A 20,398-nucleotide genomic window follows, 5' to 3' on the forward strand; every position below is an offset into this window, starting at 1 on the left:
CAACCATAATGAGTAATATAGCATGGGGGTGAAAAGGTGCGAGGCAATAGAAAGAATTTAGAGATGTTTGATTTAAAAATAATGTCATTAAAAATAATAAGTATTTTATTGTTCCTGTTTTCTCTAATAAGCCTTATGGGTGGTCGGGGATTTTTTATGGGAAGACAGATTTTTTCGGGGATTTCGGCAATTTTTGGGGCTTCTTTTGCTTGGATTGCGTTTTTTTTATGTATGATTATTGCTATCGTTTTATGGATTTATTCGGATAAAGTCCAGTCTTTCCAATCTCGGTCTCGGTCTCAAACTCAAGTTCAAACGACCACAAGGAGTGTTCATTCTAAAGCAGTCGCTAAAGCTCAAAGCAGAAGACAAACTGAAGCGAAGCCCACGAAAACGTGGTTAACAAGTCCTAACCTAAATGACGAGGGAATACCCTTGCCTGGTGGAAAACTTGTTAATTTGCAAGGCTTTAATCATTACTTTTCCTCGCCGGAATGGGTAGAAATTAAAGATATTGATCAGGAACAAGCGATGGAAATGAACGAACTGGGCGAAGATTTTCCTTCATATTTTGCAGCCGGTGAGTCGTTTTTGCCGAAAAAGACTCCGAAATTGACTCTATTAAGGGGAATCGAAACGTATTTTGAGGACGTAGACCAAGAAGAGACAACGGAGAACGAAATTCCTAAATCGGAAAATAACCGGCCACTGGTACAGGATGATTTGAAAGAGAAACCTATTCAGGTTAAACCTATCTTTAAATCACAAGCAGATCAAGCAGAGTTTTTAGCGCAGTTTAAAATCGATAACAATCCAACTCACAGGGATTTGGAAGAGAACTTTAAGGTATCATCAGATCAACAATGTTGTACAGATTCTCAGGTTGAAGGCCTTAAACCTGAGGATAAGCCTGATCTGCGGATCAACCATGAGATTAATACTGTTACGGCTGTAAAGGAATGCATCTTAAAAGATGAAAGGCCCAGTGATCATTCAGGCGTTAATTTGGGGATTTCCCATAATGGTCCGCACACAATTTTGGATTCTGCGGAAGTGGAGAAGAAGCCGGAATTTAACGCAGAATCTAAAATGGAATTAGAGACCGAATCAATCCAAGAACCCATATCGGCTCAAATATCAGATTCAGAAATAAAGACAGAACCGATCTTAGAATCTACCTTGGAGCCTTCTCCCGAAACTCACGTTCCTATTACTTTCGAAGATATTCCTAAAGAAGTTTCAAAAAGTATTCATGAAGATGATCCTGAAGATAAAGCTCAAGATTATACTCTTTGGGAATCTCCTGACTTTTCTTTACTTGACCCCATTTTAAAACATTCCCCTGTCCAAGATCCGGAGACTTCCAGGTTATTAGAAAAAGTTCTCTTAGATTTCGGAGTTAAAGCAAAGGTGATTCGGGTTACCAGTGGACCTGTGATCACTCGTTACGAATTGGCACCGGCACCGGGAGTGAAAATTAGTAAGATTGTCAATCTGGCGGATGATATTGCTTTAGGTCTGGCGGCTCGTGATGTACGTATTGAGGCTCCTATTCCAGGAAAAGCGGCTATTGGTATCGAAGTTCCCAATAAACAGGCGCGTTCGGTACCTTTTCGAGAAGTACTGGAGACCCCTAGTTTTCATGACTATCCTTCGAAACTTAAAGTAGCATTAGGAAAAGATATAGCAGATCAGCCCATCGTCGCAGATTTGATTAAAATGCCCCATCTTTTGGTAGCCGGAGCTACAGGTTCCGGAAAGAGTGTTTGTATTACCTCAATCATAAATTCAATCTTATTTAATGCAACGCCGGCAGAAGTGAAATTCTTACTCGTGGATCCCAAAATGGTTGAACTGAGTCAATATAACGGAATTCCTCATCTTCTTGCTCCCGTAGTTGTTGATCCTAAGAAGGCTGCCAGTGCTCTTAAATGGATTGTTAAAGAAATGGAAAATAGATATGAACTTTTTGCCGCTGCTGGAGTTCGAGACGTTGTCCGCTATAATAAACTTAAGTCTGAAGCTGATTCGTCCGTGAAACTGCCTTACATCGTAGTCATCATCGATGAATTGGCAGATCTCATGCTTGTAGCTCCCGGGGAAGTTGAGGAGGCCATCTGCCGTTTGGCCCAAATGGCGAGGGCAGCAGGCATTCATCTTGTAATTGCAACCCAGCGTCCATCTGTTGACGTGATAACAGGGGTCATTAAGGCCAATATTCCCAGCCGAATTTCCTTCGCGGTATCGTCTCAAATCGATTCACGCACGATACTTGATGCTACTGGAGCCGAAAAACTTTTGGGCAAAGGGGACATGCTTTATTCTCCCTTGGGAGTTAATAAGGCGTTACGCGTACAAGGCTGTTTAGTGACCGATGAAGAGGTTCAAAAGATCATTGCCCATTGGAAGAGTCTTGGCAAACCCGAATATCTTGATCCGGAACGGTTGTTTGCAGAAACTCCGGAAAAGAACGATGAAAGTAACGGGCCGGATGATGCGCTGTTTTTTGAAGCGGGAAAACTTTGTCTTAAAAGCGGTATAGCATCGACCTCTTTCTTACAACGACGCTTAAAACTCGGATATACCCGGGCTGCGCGCTTGATGGATATGCTTGAAGATCAGGGAGTTGTGGGACCTTATGAAGGAAGTAAACCCAGACAGGTACTTATTACTATGGATGAATTTCAAGAGCGGTTCGGTTAATACTTAACAATTAAATTAATAAATAATTTCGGCACCCTAGCTGTGAAAAATGGCTAGGGTGTTTGTTTTTATGAATGAAGTGGGAGAGATTGGGAATAATGCAATAATGATGCTCAAAAAATGACAAACGGAGACGAACAATGAAGTTTTTCGCACGGTCAATGATTAAAGAAGAGCCATATAAGGACATTGCCCTTCATGGGGAAGATTTGCTGAAGCATGCGGAAGAAATTGCCCGTTTCACTGCGAATCAGAGCGCTCATCATCCGAAGCGAACTCTCTTGCCAAGGGTCAGACAAAATATTAAGTTCTTAGAACGGGCTTATCATGAAATTACGGATTATGCTGCTCGAACAAAAGATTCCATCCCAGCAACGGAATGGTTATTAGACAATTATTATAGTCTCAGAGGATTGAAAGAGGAGATCCCCAAAAGCATTCCTTTGAAATTTGAACGGCAGCTGCCCCGCATTTCCAGCGGGGACTTTATGGGATATCCCAGAGTATACGCTTTGCTCGTCGAACTAATCGAGCATACAGATAGTCAATTACAACGCGATACTTTAAAAGCGTTTATCAATGCGTATCAGGTTCAAGTTCCTTTAACGAGCGGTGAATTATGGGCAATCCCCACAATGCTAAGAATTGTAATCCTCGAGAATATTAGGAGATTAGCGGAGCTTATTATCTTCACCCAAACCGAAAGGGAACGGGCAGACCAATGGCTTCTGCCTCTTTTAGAAAGCGAACACGATAAAACGAACTGGGATAACGTGTTAAAAACCTTAAGTATGGAGGAAGAATATTCGTCAGCTTACGCCGAACAAATTTTAAGACGGATGCGCGAACATGGCGTGGAAGGGGCCCCTTTACTGCACTGGATTGATCGCGCTGTTGCCAAACAGGATACGACCATTGAGGAATTAGCAAAACTCGAACGTCAACGACAGACAATGTATCAAGTATCAATGGGGCATGCCATTACGAGCATGCATTTTATTGCCGCGGAAAATTGGCCCAGGTTTTTCGAAGAAGTAAGTTTAGTCGAGAGTGTTTTTGCAAAGGATCCCAGCCATATTTATGGACAAATGGATTTCGACTCACGGGATGCCTATCGCCATGAGGTAGAAATAATTGCTAAAAATTTTAAAACCTCGGAACTTGTTGTAGCACGAAGGGTACTCGCTAGGGCAGAAAAGGCACAAGAAGAAGGGGATACACTGGTCTCCCATATAGGGTTTGATTTACTGGGCCCGGGACGAAGCAGTTTGGAACAGGAGCTGGAACAGGACTTTGGCTCGAATTTCAGTGTTCTCTCTAAACTTCGTCAAGTCGTAAGGAAAAACCCTTTAACATATTACTTTGGTAGTCTAATGCTTGGGATATGTTTGCTGATGCTTTGGGTTTTATCATACGCCCGCAGCATGCAGTCCTCTCTTGGCTATGTCCTCTTAATTTTAACGCTCCTTATCTGGGCCAGCGGTTTAATAATACCTACCCTTAACTGGTTAGTCTGCAAACTGTTTACGCCTGCCTTTTTACCGAAATTGGAGCTGCGAGAGGGGATTCCTGAAGCATATAAGACAATGGTTGTTGTTCCCACTCTGCTAACGAGTGTGGATCGAGTCAAAGAGCTCATCGCTGAAATGGAAGTATATTTTCTGGCAAACAGAGATGATAACCTATATTTTGCCTTGCTGGGGGATTTTGCAGATGCCCCCTCCCAGACGATTCCGGGTGATAAGGAAATTATCATCGCTGCGAAAGAAGGAATAGAAAATCTTAATCAAAAGTACCAGCAAGGCCGATTTTTCTTTTTTCATCGCCACCGCATATTTAATTCGGTTGAAGGAGTCTGGATGGGTTGGGAGCGTAAACGAGGAAAGCTATTGGAGTTTAATTCACTGTTGCGTCAAGCCGGAGAGACTAGTTATGATATCCAAATTGGAAACTTAGCTATCCTTCCGAGTATCCGCTTTGTAATAACTCTTGATGCCGATACTCAATTACCTCAGGGAACAGCCAAAAAGTTAATTGGAACTCTTGCCCATCCGCTGCACTCTCCGCAGTTAAATGAGGATAAAACCAGAGTCGTCCAAGGTTACGGGATATTACAGCCTCGGGTAGGAGTTTCTATTTTAAGTGCCGGTGCCACTGAATTTTCCCGGATCTATTCGGGCAGAGTTGGAGTAGATCCGTATACAAACGCCATCTCGGATCTTTATCAGGATCTATTTGACGAAGGGATATTTACAGGAAAGGGGATTTACGATGTTGAAGTATTTCAACAAGTAACCCATAAGACCTTTCCGGAAAACACCATTCTCAGTCACGATCTCATCGAAGGTATTTATGCCCGAGCGGGCCTTGTCACAGATATTGAATTGATCGATGGTTATCCTTCGACCTACCGCGCTTTTCTGCGGCGCCAACATCGCTGGGTGAGAGGAGACTGGCAGCTCATTCCCTGGCTGTTTAAGTCTCTGCCATTTATATCCAAATGGAAGATCTTTGATAACTTAAGACGAAGTTTGGAAAATCCAGCCCAATTATTGCTATTGACTTTAGGATTCATGATTCTTCCTGGGAGTCCTTGGGTATGGACCGGACTGGCCGCTTTAGGTATTCTCTGGCCCATGATCTTGAGCATCTTTAATATGCTTTTATGCCAAGGACGAGAAGAAACTAACGCTGTTCAGGATTTTTTAACTCTTGCCGAACAATTTGCTCTGCAATTCTCGTTGCTTCCCTATCAATCGTACATCATGCTTGACGCCATTTTCAGAAGCTTATACCGGCAGTTTATTTCTCACCGAAATATGTTGGAATGGGAGACGGCTGCGGATACGGAAAAACGAATCGACCTGAGTTTTAAAGCGACTATAGGAGCAATGTGGCCTGTCATCGTCTATTGTATCCTTGTATTTTTTCTGATCGGGCTTCTGTTTCCGGCTAAGCTGATAGGGTTTACTCTTATAGCGGTTCTGTGGCTTTTTTCCATTTGGTATTCCTATCGAGTAAGTCTGCCCAAACAACATAAGAAGGAATTGCTTTCTGTTTCCGAACAGCAGTCTCTACGTCTCTGGGCCAGAAAAATTTGGGCCTTTTTTGAAGAGTTTGTGAGTGATGCTGAGTATTGGCTGCCTCCTGACAATGTTCAAATTGATCCGCCCAATGGAGTTGCCCATAGAACGTCGCCAACAAACATTGGTTTAGCCTTACTGGCAAATTTAGCAGCAAGAGACTTTGGTTATATTTCCTTAGGGACGGCTATTAACAGAATTGAAAGAACACTCCAGACGATTAAGGAGCTAGAACATTGGCAAGGGCATCTTTACAATTGGTATGATACGCTTAGTTTGGAACCTTTAGAGCCACGATATATATCCACTGTGGATAGCGGTAATTTCGTGATGTATTTGGTGACGTTGAAATCCGGACTTAGCGAATTGCTGGAAAGTCCACTTCTCAATTTGGGTTATCTCTCTGCCTTGCAAGATACGTTAATCCTCTTCAAACAGGCTGTCGGCGAAGAGGCGGCAAACGATTTTTTCGAATTTGAAAGGAGTCTTAATAAACTTCTAGAGACCTCTGACAAGAGCTGGAGTCTTGAAACCTGGCGACAGTTATTATCGTTTTGGCCCGATGTTTCCTCGAATCAAGAATGGTCTGAAGAAGGAAGATATTGGGCTGGACAACTACAGAAAATGATTGCTTCCTTTGAGCAGGAGATTCAAGACTTTTTTCCCTGGGTTAATGATCCGGCACTCAAAAATCAAATTGACCAACAGCTTGCCGATGACCTTCAGTTTGCTCCTCTAGAGCGCCTGGCATTGGACTATTCTCAGGGCTTAGAACATGGGAAATTTTCTGCAGAGGTTGGAGAAAAGATCAAACCTGCCTTAGAAAAAGCTCAGCACTTATTACTTAAGTCCAGAGAATTACAGCATGAGCTCGAAGCGATGGTTTTGGTTACGGATTTTCGGCCCTTATTTGATGAGAAACGTCAACTTTTCTCCATCGGTTATCGAGTTGGGGACAGTATGCTTGATAAGTCCTATTATGATTTATTGGCCTCTGAGGCCCGCCAGGCAAGTTTTATTGCCATTGCCAAAGGGGATGTCTCCCATAGTCATTGGTTTAGACTTGGCCGGACCTTAACTTTGGCTATGAGAAAACGTAGCCTCGTTTCTTGGAGCGGAACGATGTTTGAGTTTTTAATGCCTCTATTGGTCATGAGGAATTATGAAGGGACGTTATTGGATGAAACTTATAATTCAGTCGTTGAAGTTCAACGCAAGTATGCTGCTGAACATAATTTGCCTTGGGGAATATCCGAATCGGGCTTCTACGCCTTCGATCCCCAGCTGAACTATCAATATAAAGCCTTCGGGGTTCCGGGATTGGGCCTGAAACGAGGGCTGATTCAAGATTTGGTAATTGCACCCTATGCCAGTTTTTTGGCGCTTATGGTTGCTCCGCAGGAAGCGTTAGCCAATATCTCCCATATGGATCAACAGGGTTTCAGCGGCCGATACGGCCTTTATGAAGCCGCCGATTATACGGCGGATCGCATTCCTGTAGGACGATCTCATAAGTTAATTAAGAGTTTCATGGCTCATCATCAGGGAATGAGCTTTCTGGCACTGGATAATGTTTTGTTTGATAACAGGATGCAAAGTCGACTGCATAAGGAGCCTTTTATTCAAGCTTCGGAGCTTCTTCTTCAAGAAAGGCTGCCCTCAGCAGTATCTCTTGTATCTCAGCCGGAGAGCGAACAGGTTGTTGCGGAACGGTACAGTAAAAACACTCTTCCGGAAAAAAACCATTCTATTTTCATCAATACTGCCATGAGCCCCATTCCGGTTACTCACTGTATTTCCAATGGACAGTATTCAGTGATGTTAACAAATTCAGGGGCCGGATTCAGCCGATTCCGTGAAATCAGCATTTCACGCTGGCGAGAAGATGTAACCCGTGATGCTTGGGGTATGTATTTTTACATTCAAAATTTAAATTCCGGCGATGTTTGGTCAGCCGCTTTTCAGCCTTGTGGTTTTGGCGGGGAGGACTACAAAGTAACCTTCGCTCCGGATCGCGTGGAATATCGTCGCCAGGATGGTAACCTTACGACTAAAACAGAAATCGTTGTTTCGCCCGAGGACCAAACGGAAATAAGACGTATTTCCCTGACGAATCACAGCAAATTTGAGCGTGTTGTGGAGATCACCAGTTATTTCGAGGTCGTTTTAGCGCGGGCAAATGATGATTTAGCCCATCCTGCCTTTGGTAATCTATTTATCCAAACGGAATATCAGAATGAAGTGCTTTTTGCGTCACGGCGGCCTCGTAAAGAAAATCAGCGGCGTTTGTGGCTGATGCATACTGTGGCGACAGAAGGAGATAAGGTAGGAACCCTGCAATATGAGACAGACCGAGCACGATTTGTAGGAAGGGGGAGAAGCCTTGCCAAGCCGCAAGCCGTTGATGCCAATCGTCCCTTGTCGAATACGGTAGGCGCAGTTCTTGATCCGATTATGAGCCTGCGACAGCGAGTCAGAATAGGTCCGGGGCAGACAGCCAGGGTTTCTTTTTCAGTGGGTTATGCAGATAATCAAGAGGAAATACTTCGCATTTCCGAAAAATACCGCGATCCGCTCTCGGTCAATCGAGCTTTTGAATTGGCTTGGACGCATTGCAATATGGAACTTCGTCATCTGAATTTAACGGCCGGGCAAGCTAATGAAGCACTCAGTCTTGGAGGCCACTTGTTCTATCTCAGCCCGTGCCGCAGAGATGTGGCGGAATGCATCGCAAAGAATTGTAAAGGGCAGTCCGCTTTATGGCCCTATGCCATTTCAGGTGATTTGCCAATTGTACTCGTTCGCGTTGATCGCGAAGAACATCTGGATTTAGTCCGTCGCTTGCTCACAATCCATGAATACTGGAGTCTAAAAGGGTTATACGCTGATTTAGTAATTCTCAACGAGGACGAGAGCGGTTATGTCCAGGCTTTTCAGGATAATTTGCGGGATTTAGTTTCGATGGGACACGCACGGGATCACTTAAATCAACCGGGTGGCGTTTTTATCCTGCAAAAAGGCCATGTTCATCCTGATGATTTAAGATTGCTTTATACTGTAGCAAGAATAATGTTTACTGGAGAAGGTGGGTCTTGTACACTTCAAGTTCGTAAGAAGAGCAAATTAATTACTGAGGAAGAGATCGATGCCGGTACTCATAGTCCTCGCGAAGCAGATGAGGTCTCCCTGGAAGCTTCCTCAGAATATAAACCTCCTGAATCCATTGATGAGATCTTAAATTCATTAACATTCCCAAATGGCTATGGAGGCTTTAGTGACGATGGCAATGAATATATCATCCAACTTCAGGAAGGCAGGAATACCCCTCTTCCCTGGATTAACGTTATTGCCAACTCAAGGTTTGGCTTTCAGGTCTCCGAGGCAGGTGCGGGTTATTCTTGGTCAATGAACAGTCGAGAGTATAAACTAACTCCTTGGTCCAATGACCCGGTTCTTGATCCTCCTGGGGAAGTGCTCTACTTAAAGAATGTAGATACAGGCGAATTTTGGTCTGTGACTGCCAGACCGAGGCGTGAGAAAGGAACTTATACAATACGCCATGGTCAGGGATATTCTGTCTTTGAACACTGCAGTCATGGCATAAAACAAACATTAAGACTCTTTGTGCCTGTTGAGGAACCTGTCAAAGTCACGGAATTAATACTTAGCAACATGTCGGAACAGACGATACATTTAAGTCTGGTCTATTACGCTGAATGGGTCTTGGGAGTGGCCCGGGAACAGACGGCTCCTTATTTGGTGACTGAATTTGATAGGGAGAATCAACTTTTCTTAGTGCGGAACACCTATCAAGAAGAATTTGCCGGAAGGCATGGGTTTTTGACAGCAATCGGCGGGGACATCGATAGTTATACCGGGGATCGAGCAGAATTTATCGGGCGAAACGGAAGCCTGGCTGATCCCATCGGCTTAAAGACGGGAAAATTCTCGGATTCCGTAGGTGCAGGTTTTGACCCTTGTACGGCAATGCAAATAAACGTATCGCTTGCGCCGGGAGAAGAAAAGTCAGTGACCTTTTTATTAGGGGATACTCTGAATCGAGAAGAGGCCGAAGGAATTCGTGAGAAGTACCGAGACCCTAAGAAGGTAAACGAAGAACTGGAACATGTCAAAAGCTTTTGGGATGGCTTGCTGGGTAAAATTCAAGTTGAAACACCTGATTCATCGATGAATTTGCTCTTAAATCGCTGGCTGCTCTATCAAACTATAGTTTGTCGGGTATGGGCAAGATCGGCATTTTACCAGTCCGGGGGAGCTTATGGCTTTAGAGATCAACTTCAGGATGTTATGGCACTGGTTTACACGTCCCCCGAGATCACTCGGCGCCAAATTATTCTTCATTGTGCCCACCAATTTAGAGAAGGCGATGTGCAGCATTGGTGGCATGAAGGAAAAAGTAAAGGTATACGAACAAGGTTTGCGGATGATTTGCTGTGGCTTCCTTTCGTGACTGCTCATTATATTGAACGCACCGGGGATATAGGGGTACTGGAAGAAGTCACGTCTTTCCTTGATGATGAACCGTTGAAAGAAGGGGAAGATGAACGTTATTCAGTTCCTAACATTTCCGCTGAGACTGGGACTGTTTACGAACATTGTCTGCGAGCTCTTGAACGGGGTATGCGTTTTGGTGAACATGGCTTGCCGCTGATTGGTTCCGGAGACTGGAATGATGGATTTAGTCAAATCGGTCCCAAGGGTCGCGGAGAAAGTGTTTGGTTAGGATGGTTTTTGTATTTAACCTTGCAGCGTTTCTCCACTATTTGCTTGGGGCGTCAAGACAAGGAACGGGGAGAGGACTATCGCAGAATTGCCGAAGAGCTTCAACAATCTTTAGAAAAGCATGGTTGGGATGGCGGCTGGTATCGCCGTGCTTATTTTGATGACGGCACTCCTTTAGGCTCAACCCGAAATACTGAATGTCAGATTGATGCTATAGCTCAGTCCTGGTCGGTCATTTCCGGTGCAGCTAAACCTAGTCGCGCTTTAGATGCGATGTTGGCCTTGGAACACTATTTGTGGCGCAAAGACGAAGGAATTCTTTTGCTGCTGACACCGCCTTTTGACAAGTCTCTGCCTGATCCTGGTTATATAAAAGGCTATGTTCCGGGAGTTCGGGAAAATGGCGGACAATATACTCACGGGGCAATTTGGGCCGTATTGGCCTACACAACCCTGGGTGAAGGGGATAAAGCCCTGGAATTGTTTCACATGTTAAATCCTGTCAATCATGCCCGAACGGAGAATGAGGCCAATCGCTATAAAGTCGAGCCGTATGTCGTTGCTGCGGATGTATATGCCATTCACCCTCATGTAGGCCGCGGCGGCTGGAGCTGGTATACTGGAGCGGCGGGGTGGTTATATCAGGCCGGGTTGGAAGGGATATTAGGTTTTAAACGACAAGGGGACAGGTTAATTCTGAAACCGTGTATACCCAGCCATTGGAAGGGTTTCCGTTTAACCTATACGTACTGTTCATCACGGTATGAAATCGTCGTTGAGAACCCTCAAGGGAAGATGACCGGAGCTGAACAGATTACCTGTGACGATGTACTTTTAGAGGAACCGATCATTTTACTCAAGGATGACAGTCAGGTTCATACCGTACATTTAACGATGTAATAACCTTACACTTCATCTTAGTAATAATGGTTTGAGAGACTCCATACCACATAATTTTGGGCAGCTTCCAGACACAAAAAGCCTTCTATCGTAGTTATGATTGATACGACAGAAGGCTTTTTTTCTCCTTGAAGGTTAGGTACGGTAGTGTTAAGAAATTGATCTTTAGGATTTTGTATTAAGAGTTTAAGCTTCAGGTTGATAATAGCCTTTGCGGTAAAGAGAGAGTAAACCAGCGACAATTGCAATTCCCATTGAGGTTAACATGACAATCTGATAAGCCCCTACAAAAGCATTTGCTTTTTGTGCTGCTGTTGGAGAGATGATACCTTCCAGCAGAACTGCCTGTCGGTTTTCAAATAAGGATATGGAATAAGAGATTCCAATAACCATGCCAACATTTCGAAGCAGGGCATTAATTCCACCGGCAATACCTAATTTTATTGCTGGAACTGAACTCATGACGCTGCTGTTATTGGGAGATTGGAAAAGACCACAACCTAAACCTATCAGCAAAAGACCAGGTACGATTTGCCAAGATAGTGAGCAGGCCGTTAGGCTGGACAAATATAAAAAGCCTGAGGCGAAGACGATCAATCCGCTTGTGGTCAGGACGCGTGGGCCGATTATATCCGAGATGTGCCCGCTGATTGGCGCAGAAATTGCCAACGTCAGGGGAAAAGAGGTCATTATTAACCCAACTTGGGTGGGATCATAATTTAAAACGTGCTGTAAGTAAAAAGGCATCAGCATGGTATTGGCAAACATCGCGACAAAGGAAAGAAACCCAGTCATATTTCCCACTAAAAAAGGTCGGATTTGGAACAGGGACAGATCAATCATAGGGCTTGAAACATGAATTTCGGCTAAGAAAAATGTTATTAATAAGATGAGGCCGAGGATTAAGCCGCCTATAATCAGATAGGATTTCCATCCCCAATCTTGGCCATTACTGAGGGAAAATAAAAGGCACAGCATGCCGCCGGTAAAAAGAAAGGCGCCCAGAAAGTCGAAAGTTTCGCTGTTTGGCAGGGGTGTGTCTAAGGGAAGAATTACGAGGGCGGCGATGTATCCTAAAATTCCAATAGGTAAATTGATGTAAAATATGGTACGCCAGTTTAACAGCCCAACTAATATGCCGCCGAGCGCGGGACCGGTAAGGCTTCCCAAAGCAACAACAGTTCCGGTTAGTCCTAAAGCCTTTCCGCGTTCTTTTGGAGGAAAATTCGCAGTAATAATGGCCGGGCTATTTGCCATGAGGATCGATGCCCCAATTGCCTGAAGGACACGCATTCCAATAAGAAACCAGATATTTGTCGCGAGGCCGCAAAGTGCAGAACCAAGAGTAAAAACAATAAATCCAGAAGAGTAGACTCTTTTTCTCCCAATAAGATCTGCTAAGCGGCCAAAAACAGGGAGTAAACTGGAGATGGTTAATAAATAGGCGGTAACTACCCATTGCAATGTCGATAGGTTTGCCTGTAATTGCCCTGATATTGTCGGTAAAGCTACACTGACAATACTGCTGTCCAACGTTGACATAAAGGTTCCAATGGAAACCGTTGCTAAAATAAACCATCGGTATTTGGGAGAGTCTTTAAAATAGCTGGAGTTGTAATCTTCGATCACCTAACTTGCTCCTTTAGGCAATGCCGTTCAGCTTTTCAAAAATTGCTTTTCTTTTCCCGATGGTTAACACGACGACTAAATTTTCAGGGGCAAATATGGTGTAAACGACTCGGTATTCCTTGTGGCCGCAGTGGAAAGAAACCCGGTATGTTTCATAATACGGTCCTTTCAGTCTTTTAAATCCCAAGGGATCTTCTTCGAGTTGGCTTAACACTGCTGGTATTTCCTTAAGCTCTGCCGCTTGGAGGACAGCCAAATCATGAATTCCCCGGGTGGTTACGACAACTTGATAAGGCGTTGAAGATGATTTCATGCTCTCCAATGATTTTATGCTTTGGATGGCGCGCCATTTCACGGATTGGAAATTTTTATGAGCCCGGTAACCTTCTTCAGCCATTCGGTCAAGGACTGTGCTTAACTTTAATTTTTGTTCCAGCAATCTATTCTTAAGCTCGTCGCCTGTAAATCCGGCGCTATGTAAATCGCCGATAATCAGGTCTTCAAAAAAATCGGAAAGAGGTTCGACTGAACGCTCGGCAGTTCTTACGAAAACTTTGCCTTCAGAATCAACACATAAATCTAAAGTGTCTCCTGGAGCTAAGCCAAAGAGATTTCTCAATTCTAAGGGTAATGAGATTTCTCCTTCTGCTCCGATCTTTACCCGGTAAGTTTCCATTGTTTTTCCCCCTCGTAGTTCATGTCTTTTTGGGTTTGAACTTAGGTTATACTGTTAGACATCATAGGTATCTTTATGAGTTCGACCAATAATTGGGTAAATCCTCCCGACCTATAAATAATAATTAGACTATTCTGCACATAATAATATGTTACTCGGTTATGTTTCGAGATAACAAGACTTATACTATAATAGTACGTGGGAAAAAAGCTCCAAATTTTAGTCAAAGGGGTTTTGCAGCTTTGGGAAAAAAGAATTTTTATGTTGTGAAAGAGGGCTACAAGAAGGGGCTTTTTGATAATTGGCCTGATTGTCAGGCAGCAGTTAAAGGGTATAAGGGGGCAGTTTTTAAAGGATTCGAAACAAAAGCCGAAGCCCTTGCCTGGAAAGATGATGGAGAAGATCAAAAGGGTGAGGTCAAGACAAACTCCTCTGAAGATAAAGTATGTGAAGCAAACTGGGAGTATGACTACGACGTTTATACAGATGGCAGTTATCGAAATGGGAAGTATTCCTTTGGTTATGTCTTTGTCAAAGGGGGACAAGTTATTTTTGAAGCGAATGGAGCGGGAGAAAATCATGAAGCTGCCATAATGAGGAATGTTGCCGGAGAAATCTCAGCGGTAATACATGCTGTGAAAAAGGCTAAGAGTCTGAATGCCAAGATAAGAATTTATCATGACTATTCAGGAATTGCCCACTGGGTTACTGGTGCCTGGAAAGCAAAGAATAAATTTACACAAGCCTATGTAACATTTATGAAAGAGTACCAAGGCCTCTACACTTTTGAAAAAGTAGCCGGTCACAGTGGTAATCGGTTTAACGATTACGTGGACCGGCTTGCCAAGGAGGCGTTGGGAATTAATAGTAAGTGATTAAATAAAGAGCTGCATATCGGACTCTAAGGCATCTTTTAAGTATTCTTTAGCCGTAATAATTTGGACTTCCGGCAGTAATTCATCCTCCTTAAAGCCCATGACCTCAACAGAGAGCTTACAGCCAAAAAAGGTTACTCCTTTTTTTCGGGCCCCATTAAGGAAATCGGTGAGTGTGGGGGTCTCGTCATCATTCATCATCTCAAGGAGCATTTGTTTTCCTAAACCTGCCATATTCATGCGAGAAAGGGGTAGTTCTTCCGGCCCTTTGGGTGTCATTAAACCGAAGATTTTTTCAAAAGCAGTTTTGTCGTCTGCTGATAACTTGGCTGGATCTCTTACCAAAAATAATCCCCAAAAAGCAAAAAACATGCTCACATTAACCCCTAATTCTTTTGCAGTATTGGCGAGTATGAGGGCTGCTAAGGCTTTATCATAGTCACCGCTGAACATGAGAATATTCATCTTTTTCTCCAATAGTTATTACACTCCTTAGAATTTGTTTTCTAAAGCTAGTATAAGTAAAAATTAGAATAGTATAACTTAGGATATGCTCATGGTGGGGTGTCTGACAATTTGCTCCAGGGTTTGCAGGAGAATATTTATTTCGTTAAAATTATTATAGAGGCCAAAACTTATACGGACGACACCTGGGCGAGAAGAATTCCGGCTCTTTTTGTAATACTCCATTTGTTTCGGAGAAATTGATAATAATTTCTGGATATAGGGTTGAGTACAGAAGCATCCTGTCCGAACGGCGATCCCGGCTTCCTGAGAGAGAATTGAACCAACCCGTTCGTGGTGCATACCTTTAATATTGAAAGGGATGACGCCTATATGGGGTTCTCCCGGGCTTAATTGAGTATATAGTGTAATGCCCGGAATTGATCTTAGTCCTGTATAAGCATATTCGGCAAGCTGATATTCATAATGGTCAATTTTCTTCATGTTTAGAGCAGACAACGTCTTTATCGCAGCGACAAGAGCGACAACTCCTATGACATTTGGAGAGCCGGCCTCATCCTTCATTGGCGGGTCATTCCAAATAACCCAATCATGGGTTACGATCTCGGCGGTTCCTCCTCCCACCATTTCTGAGACATCTTTTTGGAAGGTTTCCTGAGGACCAATCAGGACTCCGCTGCCAAAGGGTGCGTACATTTTGTGAGCCGAAAATGCTAGATAATCGATACGCTGAAGTGGGTTTTCCGGCCTCATGTTGACAATGGTATGAGGTACCATTTGAGCACCATCGACAAGGATTTGAGCTCTATAACGATGTGCTAATTCGGCTATTTTATGTATGGGATTAATGTAGCCGGTTACGTTTGATGCTCCGGTAACTGTAACTAATTTTACTTTCCCCTTATGGCGTATTAGTTTGTTTTCCAGATCCGTGAGGTTTAGTTTTCCCTGGGAGTTTACATCGACATAATCCACCTGAAATTTGTTTCTCCATGGCAAATCGTTGGAATGATGCTCCATCCATGTAGATATAACGATACCTTTCTTATTGTCTTCGCAAAGGCGATAAGACAATTTATTAATGGCTTCAGTCGTGTTTTTAACAAAAATCACCATATCGTTATTGGGGTCAGCATTAACGAAATTCAGAACGATTGATCTCGCTTCTTCGTAGATCTGGGAAGAATATTGAGATTTGTACCCAGTCCCGCGATGTACTGAAGAATACATTGGTGCGAAACGATTTATTTCCTCCATAACAGAAACTAAAGGGGGGGTTGACGCGGCATTATCAAAATTAATGCCCGTTACCCATTCGCCGTTGTATAAGGGAATTTTCATGTCTGTCCCCATAACAAGATGCCTATAAATTGATTCTGAAAGTTTATAGTTCATGTAATCATCTCTTTCAGGTAAAAATATGTTTCTTCAGCATCATATTATTGTTTAAGCAAAAGGTGACTAAAGAATTTGACTACATGATATAGTCTCCTGTGTAACATACTAACGTTGAAATTCACTTGCGAAAGTATGGAGGTAACTATGAAAAAGTCAGGTGAAATCCAAAAACACCCCAAAGGTCTTGCCAGCGCCAAATATGATTCGCGGCGAGCAGAATTCAAACAGCATCAAAAGAAAGGTAAAGATCTTAAAGAGAACCCTAACAGCGAGCTCTAGTTTTCAAGCCTCAGCCCTAGGCTGAGGCTTGAATTCAGTAAATGCGGTTTATAGTATGTTGATGGTAGATGGTATAATTAGTCGTTAACCGAGATTAAAAACCTATGTGTTGTAAAAATAGTTTTGCTAAAGATGGAGGTTTTAAGATGACAACTGTAATTGAACGATTCTTACATTATGTAAAATTTGATACACAATCGAGTGAAGAAACCGTAGTTCTTACAACTCCCGGGCAATTTGAATTGGCTAATGCTCTTGTTGAAGAACTTAAAGCTTTGGGTTTAGACGATGCTTCCGTCGATGAAAAGGGATATGTCCTTGCTCATTTACCGGCAAATACCAGCAAACACATTCCGCCAATTGGCTTTATCGCCCATCTGGATACAAGTCCCGATATGCTTGGCAAGGATGTAAAACCTCAGCTTATCGAAAATTATGATGGCAGTGATATTGTCCTCAATGAAGATAAAAATATTGTTTTATCACCTAAGGACTTTCCGGAATTATTAAATTACCGTGGGAAAACTCTAATTACCACCGATGGAACAACCTTACTTGGCGCAGATGACAAGGCAGGAATTGCTGAGGTGATGACGGCCATTGATTACCTGCAGTGTCATAAGGATATTTCACATGGGAAGATATGCATTGCTTTTACCCCTAACGAGGAAGTGGGCAGGGGAGCGGACCATTTCGATGTTCAGAGATTTGGTGCGGAGTTTGCTTATACCGTTGATGGTGGTGCAATCGGTGAATTAGAATATGAAAATTTTAATGCGGCTGGGGTAAAAGTTAAAGTTCAAGGAAGAAACGTTCATCCAGGATCGGCTAAGGGTAAAATGATTAATGCCATTTTGCTGGCTCAAGAATTTATTATGAAGCTGCCAAAGGATGAAACCCCTGTCAATACTGAAGGGTATGAAGGATTTTATCACTTGACTGATATTCATGGAAACGTAGAAGAGACAATTCTTAATTATATCGTCCGCGATTTTGAGATAAATTCTTTTCAACAACGAAAAGAAAAGTTGCAGCAGATTATAATTGATCTTAATGAAAAATATGGACCCGAAAGGTTTTCCATAGAGATTAAGGATCAATATTTCAATATGAAAGAAAAGATTGAACCTGTTAAGCATATCCTTGAAAATGCGGAAAAGGCCATGGAGGCAGTTGGCGTGGTCCCGGATATCCGTCCGATTAGAGGCGGAACTGATGGGGCTAGACTATCATTTATGGGGCTGCCTACGCCAAATATTTTTACCGGTGGACACAATTTTCATGGAAAATTTGAATTTATTCCCACCTTTGCTATGGAAAAAGCAGTAGACGTTATTTTGAAAATTGTTGAGATTTATACTGCAAAATGATAGCACTTAAAAATTGGATAAGCTTATCCTAGAACCTATTGATTCAATAATGCAAAGTATGGTTAATTGGTTAATATTTCCAGATTAAGAACGCATGTTCCTGACGTATTCTGCTTGATGCAGAAAATTGCGACGAATTTCTACTTGCTATTATTATCTCTAAAACGTATAGTTGACAAGGACCTTTTCCAGAGTTGAAGAGGTTAGTCGTAAATATTTAAGGGGTTGAATCCAAAATGGCTAAATTACAGTTAATAGCAACGGCTGCCTTTGGTTTAGAATCTATTGTCGCCCGAGAGTTGAAGAAACTGGGGTATTTCGATCAAGTTGTTGAAAATGGAAAGGTTACTTTTGTCGCTGATGAGCTGGGAATTTGCCGCTCAAACATTTGGCTGCGAAGTTCGGATCGCGTCCTCTTAAAAATTGGTTCTTTTAAGGCTATGACCTTTGAAGAGCTTTTTCAAGAGACGAAAAAATTACCTTGGGAAGAATGGCTTCCTGAGGATGCGAACTTTCCCGTCCAAGGAAAATCAATTAAATCAAAGCTATTCAGTGTTTCCGATTGTCAAGCTATTGTTAAAAAGGCAATTGTAGAACGGTTAAAGGAGAAATATGGCCGTAGTTGGTTCGAAGAAACAGGGCCCCGCTATCAAATTGAGGTTGCCCTTCTGAATAACGAGGCTACTTTGACAATCGATACTTCCGGACTTGGTCTGCATAAACGCGGTTACCGTAAACTTGCGGGTCAAGCACCTCTAAAAGAGACTCTAGCTGCAGCAATGGTTCAATTGAGTCATTGGCATAAAGAACGAGCTTTATTAGACCCTTTCTGCGGGACGGGAACGATTCTAATTGAAGCAGCCATGATTGCCCTTAATCAGGCGCCTGGCCTTAAGCGAAGCTTTGATGCCGAAAAGTGGCCATGTATTTCCAAAGGGTTTTGGCAGGAAGCTTTTCAAGAGGCCCTTGATCTTCAAGAACACAGTAAAGACCTACATATTTATGGTTCAGATATCGACCCTAAGGCACTGTCTTTAGCAAGGACACATGCTCAGGAGGCTGGTCTCAGTGATCTGATTCATTTTCAGCGTTTGCCGGTGGCAGAGGTTAGATCAAGATATAATTATGGTCATATTATTACGAATCCACCCTACGGCGAACGACTAGGTCAAAAGGACGAAATTGAACAGCTTTATCTTGAACTTGGTGAGACCTTTAACCGTTTAGAAAACTGGTCTCTCCATGTTATTACGAATCAACAATATCCCGAACGCTTGATGGGGAGGCGCTGGGACAAAAGCAGAAAACTTTATAATGGACGACTAGAGTGTCATTATTATCAATTTTTTGGACCACGTCCGCCGAGAGAAACTAGTCGAACGTAAACAAGAAATGCAAAAGAGGATTATTCCCCGTCGCCGGGAGAATAATCCTCTTTCAATATTATATCCTAAGTTTATGATGTGCGTTTTTCGGATATCTAACTCGCAGAAACTGAAGGCTCTCCTTTTACGGTTTGAAGATCTCGCAAAGCTCGTTGAACCTCCTCATCGAGGCCTTCAATGGCTATGATGACGGCTCCTTCCGAACCATCGACACCTCCGGCGGCAATGCACCGAGCTTCCACATCATATAACGTTTCCAGTGCAGTTAACTCTGTGACAGGAATTGCCCCCAACATTGGGATAAGACCAACTTTCTGCCCAATCGACTCATCTACGGTAGATTTGGTCATAAATTCTACGGCCTGACGGACATCAGGCACCATTTTTTCAAGGCCGATAGGAACGATTAGCTTTACTCCGCGGGCATAGAGTATTCCCTGTGCAGCTCCAATAGTTCCGCCTGAAGCATCTGAAACCATCACAGCGGTTAAGCCGGTGTAATCGATGGCATTTCCTCCTTTGATAAAGATATCGCCGGATTTTAACTTAGGAAGATATTCTTTCCATGGGGTCTCAATAACCTTTCCCTCAACAATGACATAAGGAGCAGTTCTCTTCGTAGAGCGGCTGATTCCTAACTCTCCTTTAGTAACAATGCCCATGGTGTAGCCTGTCTTATCTTCAATGGTTACCCCCAGCAATTCTTCAGCCACAAAAGCATTTGTTGTACCTCCGGCAATAATTACAGTATGTTTGTTTAAAGCATTCTGAACACAGGACATTCCCCTAACTCCTCTGGCAATTAGACGTTTAGATTCACTGGCAGTTAACGTTATTAAAGCTTTCATACAAGAACCTCCTTGCAGTTTTTTATTAATGATGTAATTATGTT

General features: G+C 43.0%; 11 protein-coding genes. 6 read left to right on the forward strand and 5 right to left on the reverse strand.

Translation table 11 applies throughout. The features are described from left to right. Positions 1 to 156 precede the first annotated feature (156 nt). On the forward strand, positions 157 to 2,703 hold the full coding sequence (locus tag B5771_RS19450; RefSeq protein ID WP_348982964.1) for a DNA translocase FtsK: 2,547 nt from the start codon (positions 157 to 159) through the stop codon (positions 2,701 to 2,703). 140 nt (positions 2,704 to 2,843) lie between these two features. Further along, positions 2,844 to 11,429 (forward strand): glucoamylase family protein, encoded by an 8,586-nt coding sequence (locus B5771_RS19455; RefSeq protein ID WP_088189035.1) that lies wholly within the window; start codon positions 2,844 to 2,846, stop codon positions 11,427 to 11,429. Between the two features lie 186 nt (positions 11,430 to 11,615). On the opposite strand, the gene B5771_RS19460 is transcribed toward B5771_RS19455, so the two are convergent. Next, positions 11,616 to 13,058, reverse strand: a complete 1,443-nt coding sequence (locus B5771_RS19460; protein WP_242966903.1) for an MFS transporter — start codon at positions 13,056 to 13,058, stop codon at positions 11,616 to 11,618. Positions 13,059 to 13,071: 13 nt separating this feature from the next. Next, entirely contained in the window at positions 13,072 to 13,734 is a 663-nt protein-coding gene (locus B5771_RS19465) for an AbrB family transcriptional regulator (RefSeq protein WP_088189036.1), read from the reverse strand. Between the two features lie 242 nt (positions 13,735 to 13,976). Here B5771_RS19465 and B5771_RS19470 point away from each other — a divergent pair, with 242 nt between their 5' ends. Then, positions 13,977 to 14,609 carry a ribonuclease H family protein gene (locus B5771_RS19470; protein WP_172408322.1) on the forward strand — a complete coding sequence of 211 codons (633 nt, stop codon included), beginning with the start codon at positions 13,977 to 13,979 and terminating at the stop codon, positions 14,607 to 14,609. On the opposite strand, the gene B5771_RS19475 is transcribed toward B5771_RS19470, so the two are convergent. Next, positions 14,610 to 15,086, reverse strand: coding sequence for a DsrE/DsrF/DrsH-like family protein (locus tag B5771_RS19475; protein ID WP_047808174.1), 477 nt, complete (start codon positions 15,084 to 15,086; stop codon positions 14,610 to 14,612). A gap of 66 nt (positions 15,087 to 15,152) precedes the next feature. Next, on the reverse strand, positions 15,153 to 16,469 hold the full coding sequence (locus B5771_RS19480) for an aminotransferase class V-fold PLP-dependent enzyme (RefSeq protein WP_088189038.1): 1,317 nt from the start codon (positions 16,467 to 16,469) through the stop codon (positions 15,153 to 15,155). A 147-nt stretch (positions 16,470 to 16,616) separates the two neighbouring features. Between B5771_RS19480 and B5771_RS25115 the strand changes: the two genes are divergently transcribed. The 3 genes from B5771_RS25115 to B5771_RS19490 all read left to right on the forward strand — a co-directional run bounded on the left by B5771_RS25115 (position 16,617) and on the right by B5771_RS19490 (position 19,506). Beyond that, a complete protein-coding gene (locus B5771_RS25115) occupies positions 16,617 to 16,751 on the forward strand; it encodes a hypothetical protein (RefSeq protein ID WP_282433362.1) in 135 nt (44 codons plus the stop codon). Positions 16,752 to 16,897: 146 nt separating this feature from the next. Next, positions 16,898 to 18,121 carry a peptidase T gene (pepT, locus tag B5771_RS19485; RefSeq protein ID WP_088189039.1) on the forward strand — a complete coding sequence of 408 codons (1,224 nt, stop codon included), beginning with the start codon at positions 16,898 to 16,900 and terminating at the stop codon, positions 18,119 to 18,121. Positions 18,122 to 18,357: 236 nt separating this feature from the next. Then, the gene (locus B5771_RS19490; RefSeq protein WP_088189040.1) at positions 18,358 to 19,506 is read left to right on the forward strand and encodes a class I SAM-dependent RNA methyltransferase; all 1,149 of its coding nucleotides are present in this window, start codon (positions 18,358 to 18,360) and stop codon (positions 19,504 to 19,506) included. 95 nt (positions 19,507 to 19,601) lie between these two features. On the opposite strand, the gene B5771_RS19495 is transcribed toward B5771_RS19490, so the two are convergent. Then, positions 19,602 to 20,354, reverse strand: a complete 753-nt coding sequence (locus B5771_RS19495; protein ID WP_088189041.1) for a hypothetical protein — start codon at positions 20,352 to 20,354, stop codon at positions 19,602 to 19,604. Between the last annotated feature and the right edge of the window lie 44 nt (positions 20,355 to 20,398).

This window comes from Desulfosporosinus sp. FKA (genome assembly GCF_002196785.1).
Classification (GTDB): Bacteria; Bacillota; Desulfitobacteriia; order Desulfitobacteriales; family Desulfitobacteriaceae; genus Desulfosporosinus; species Desulfosporosinus acididurans.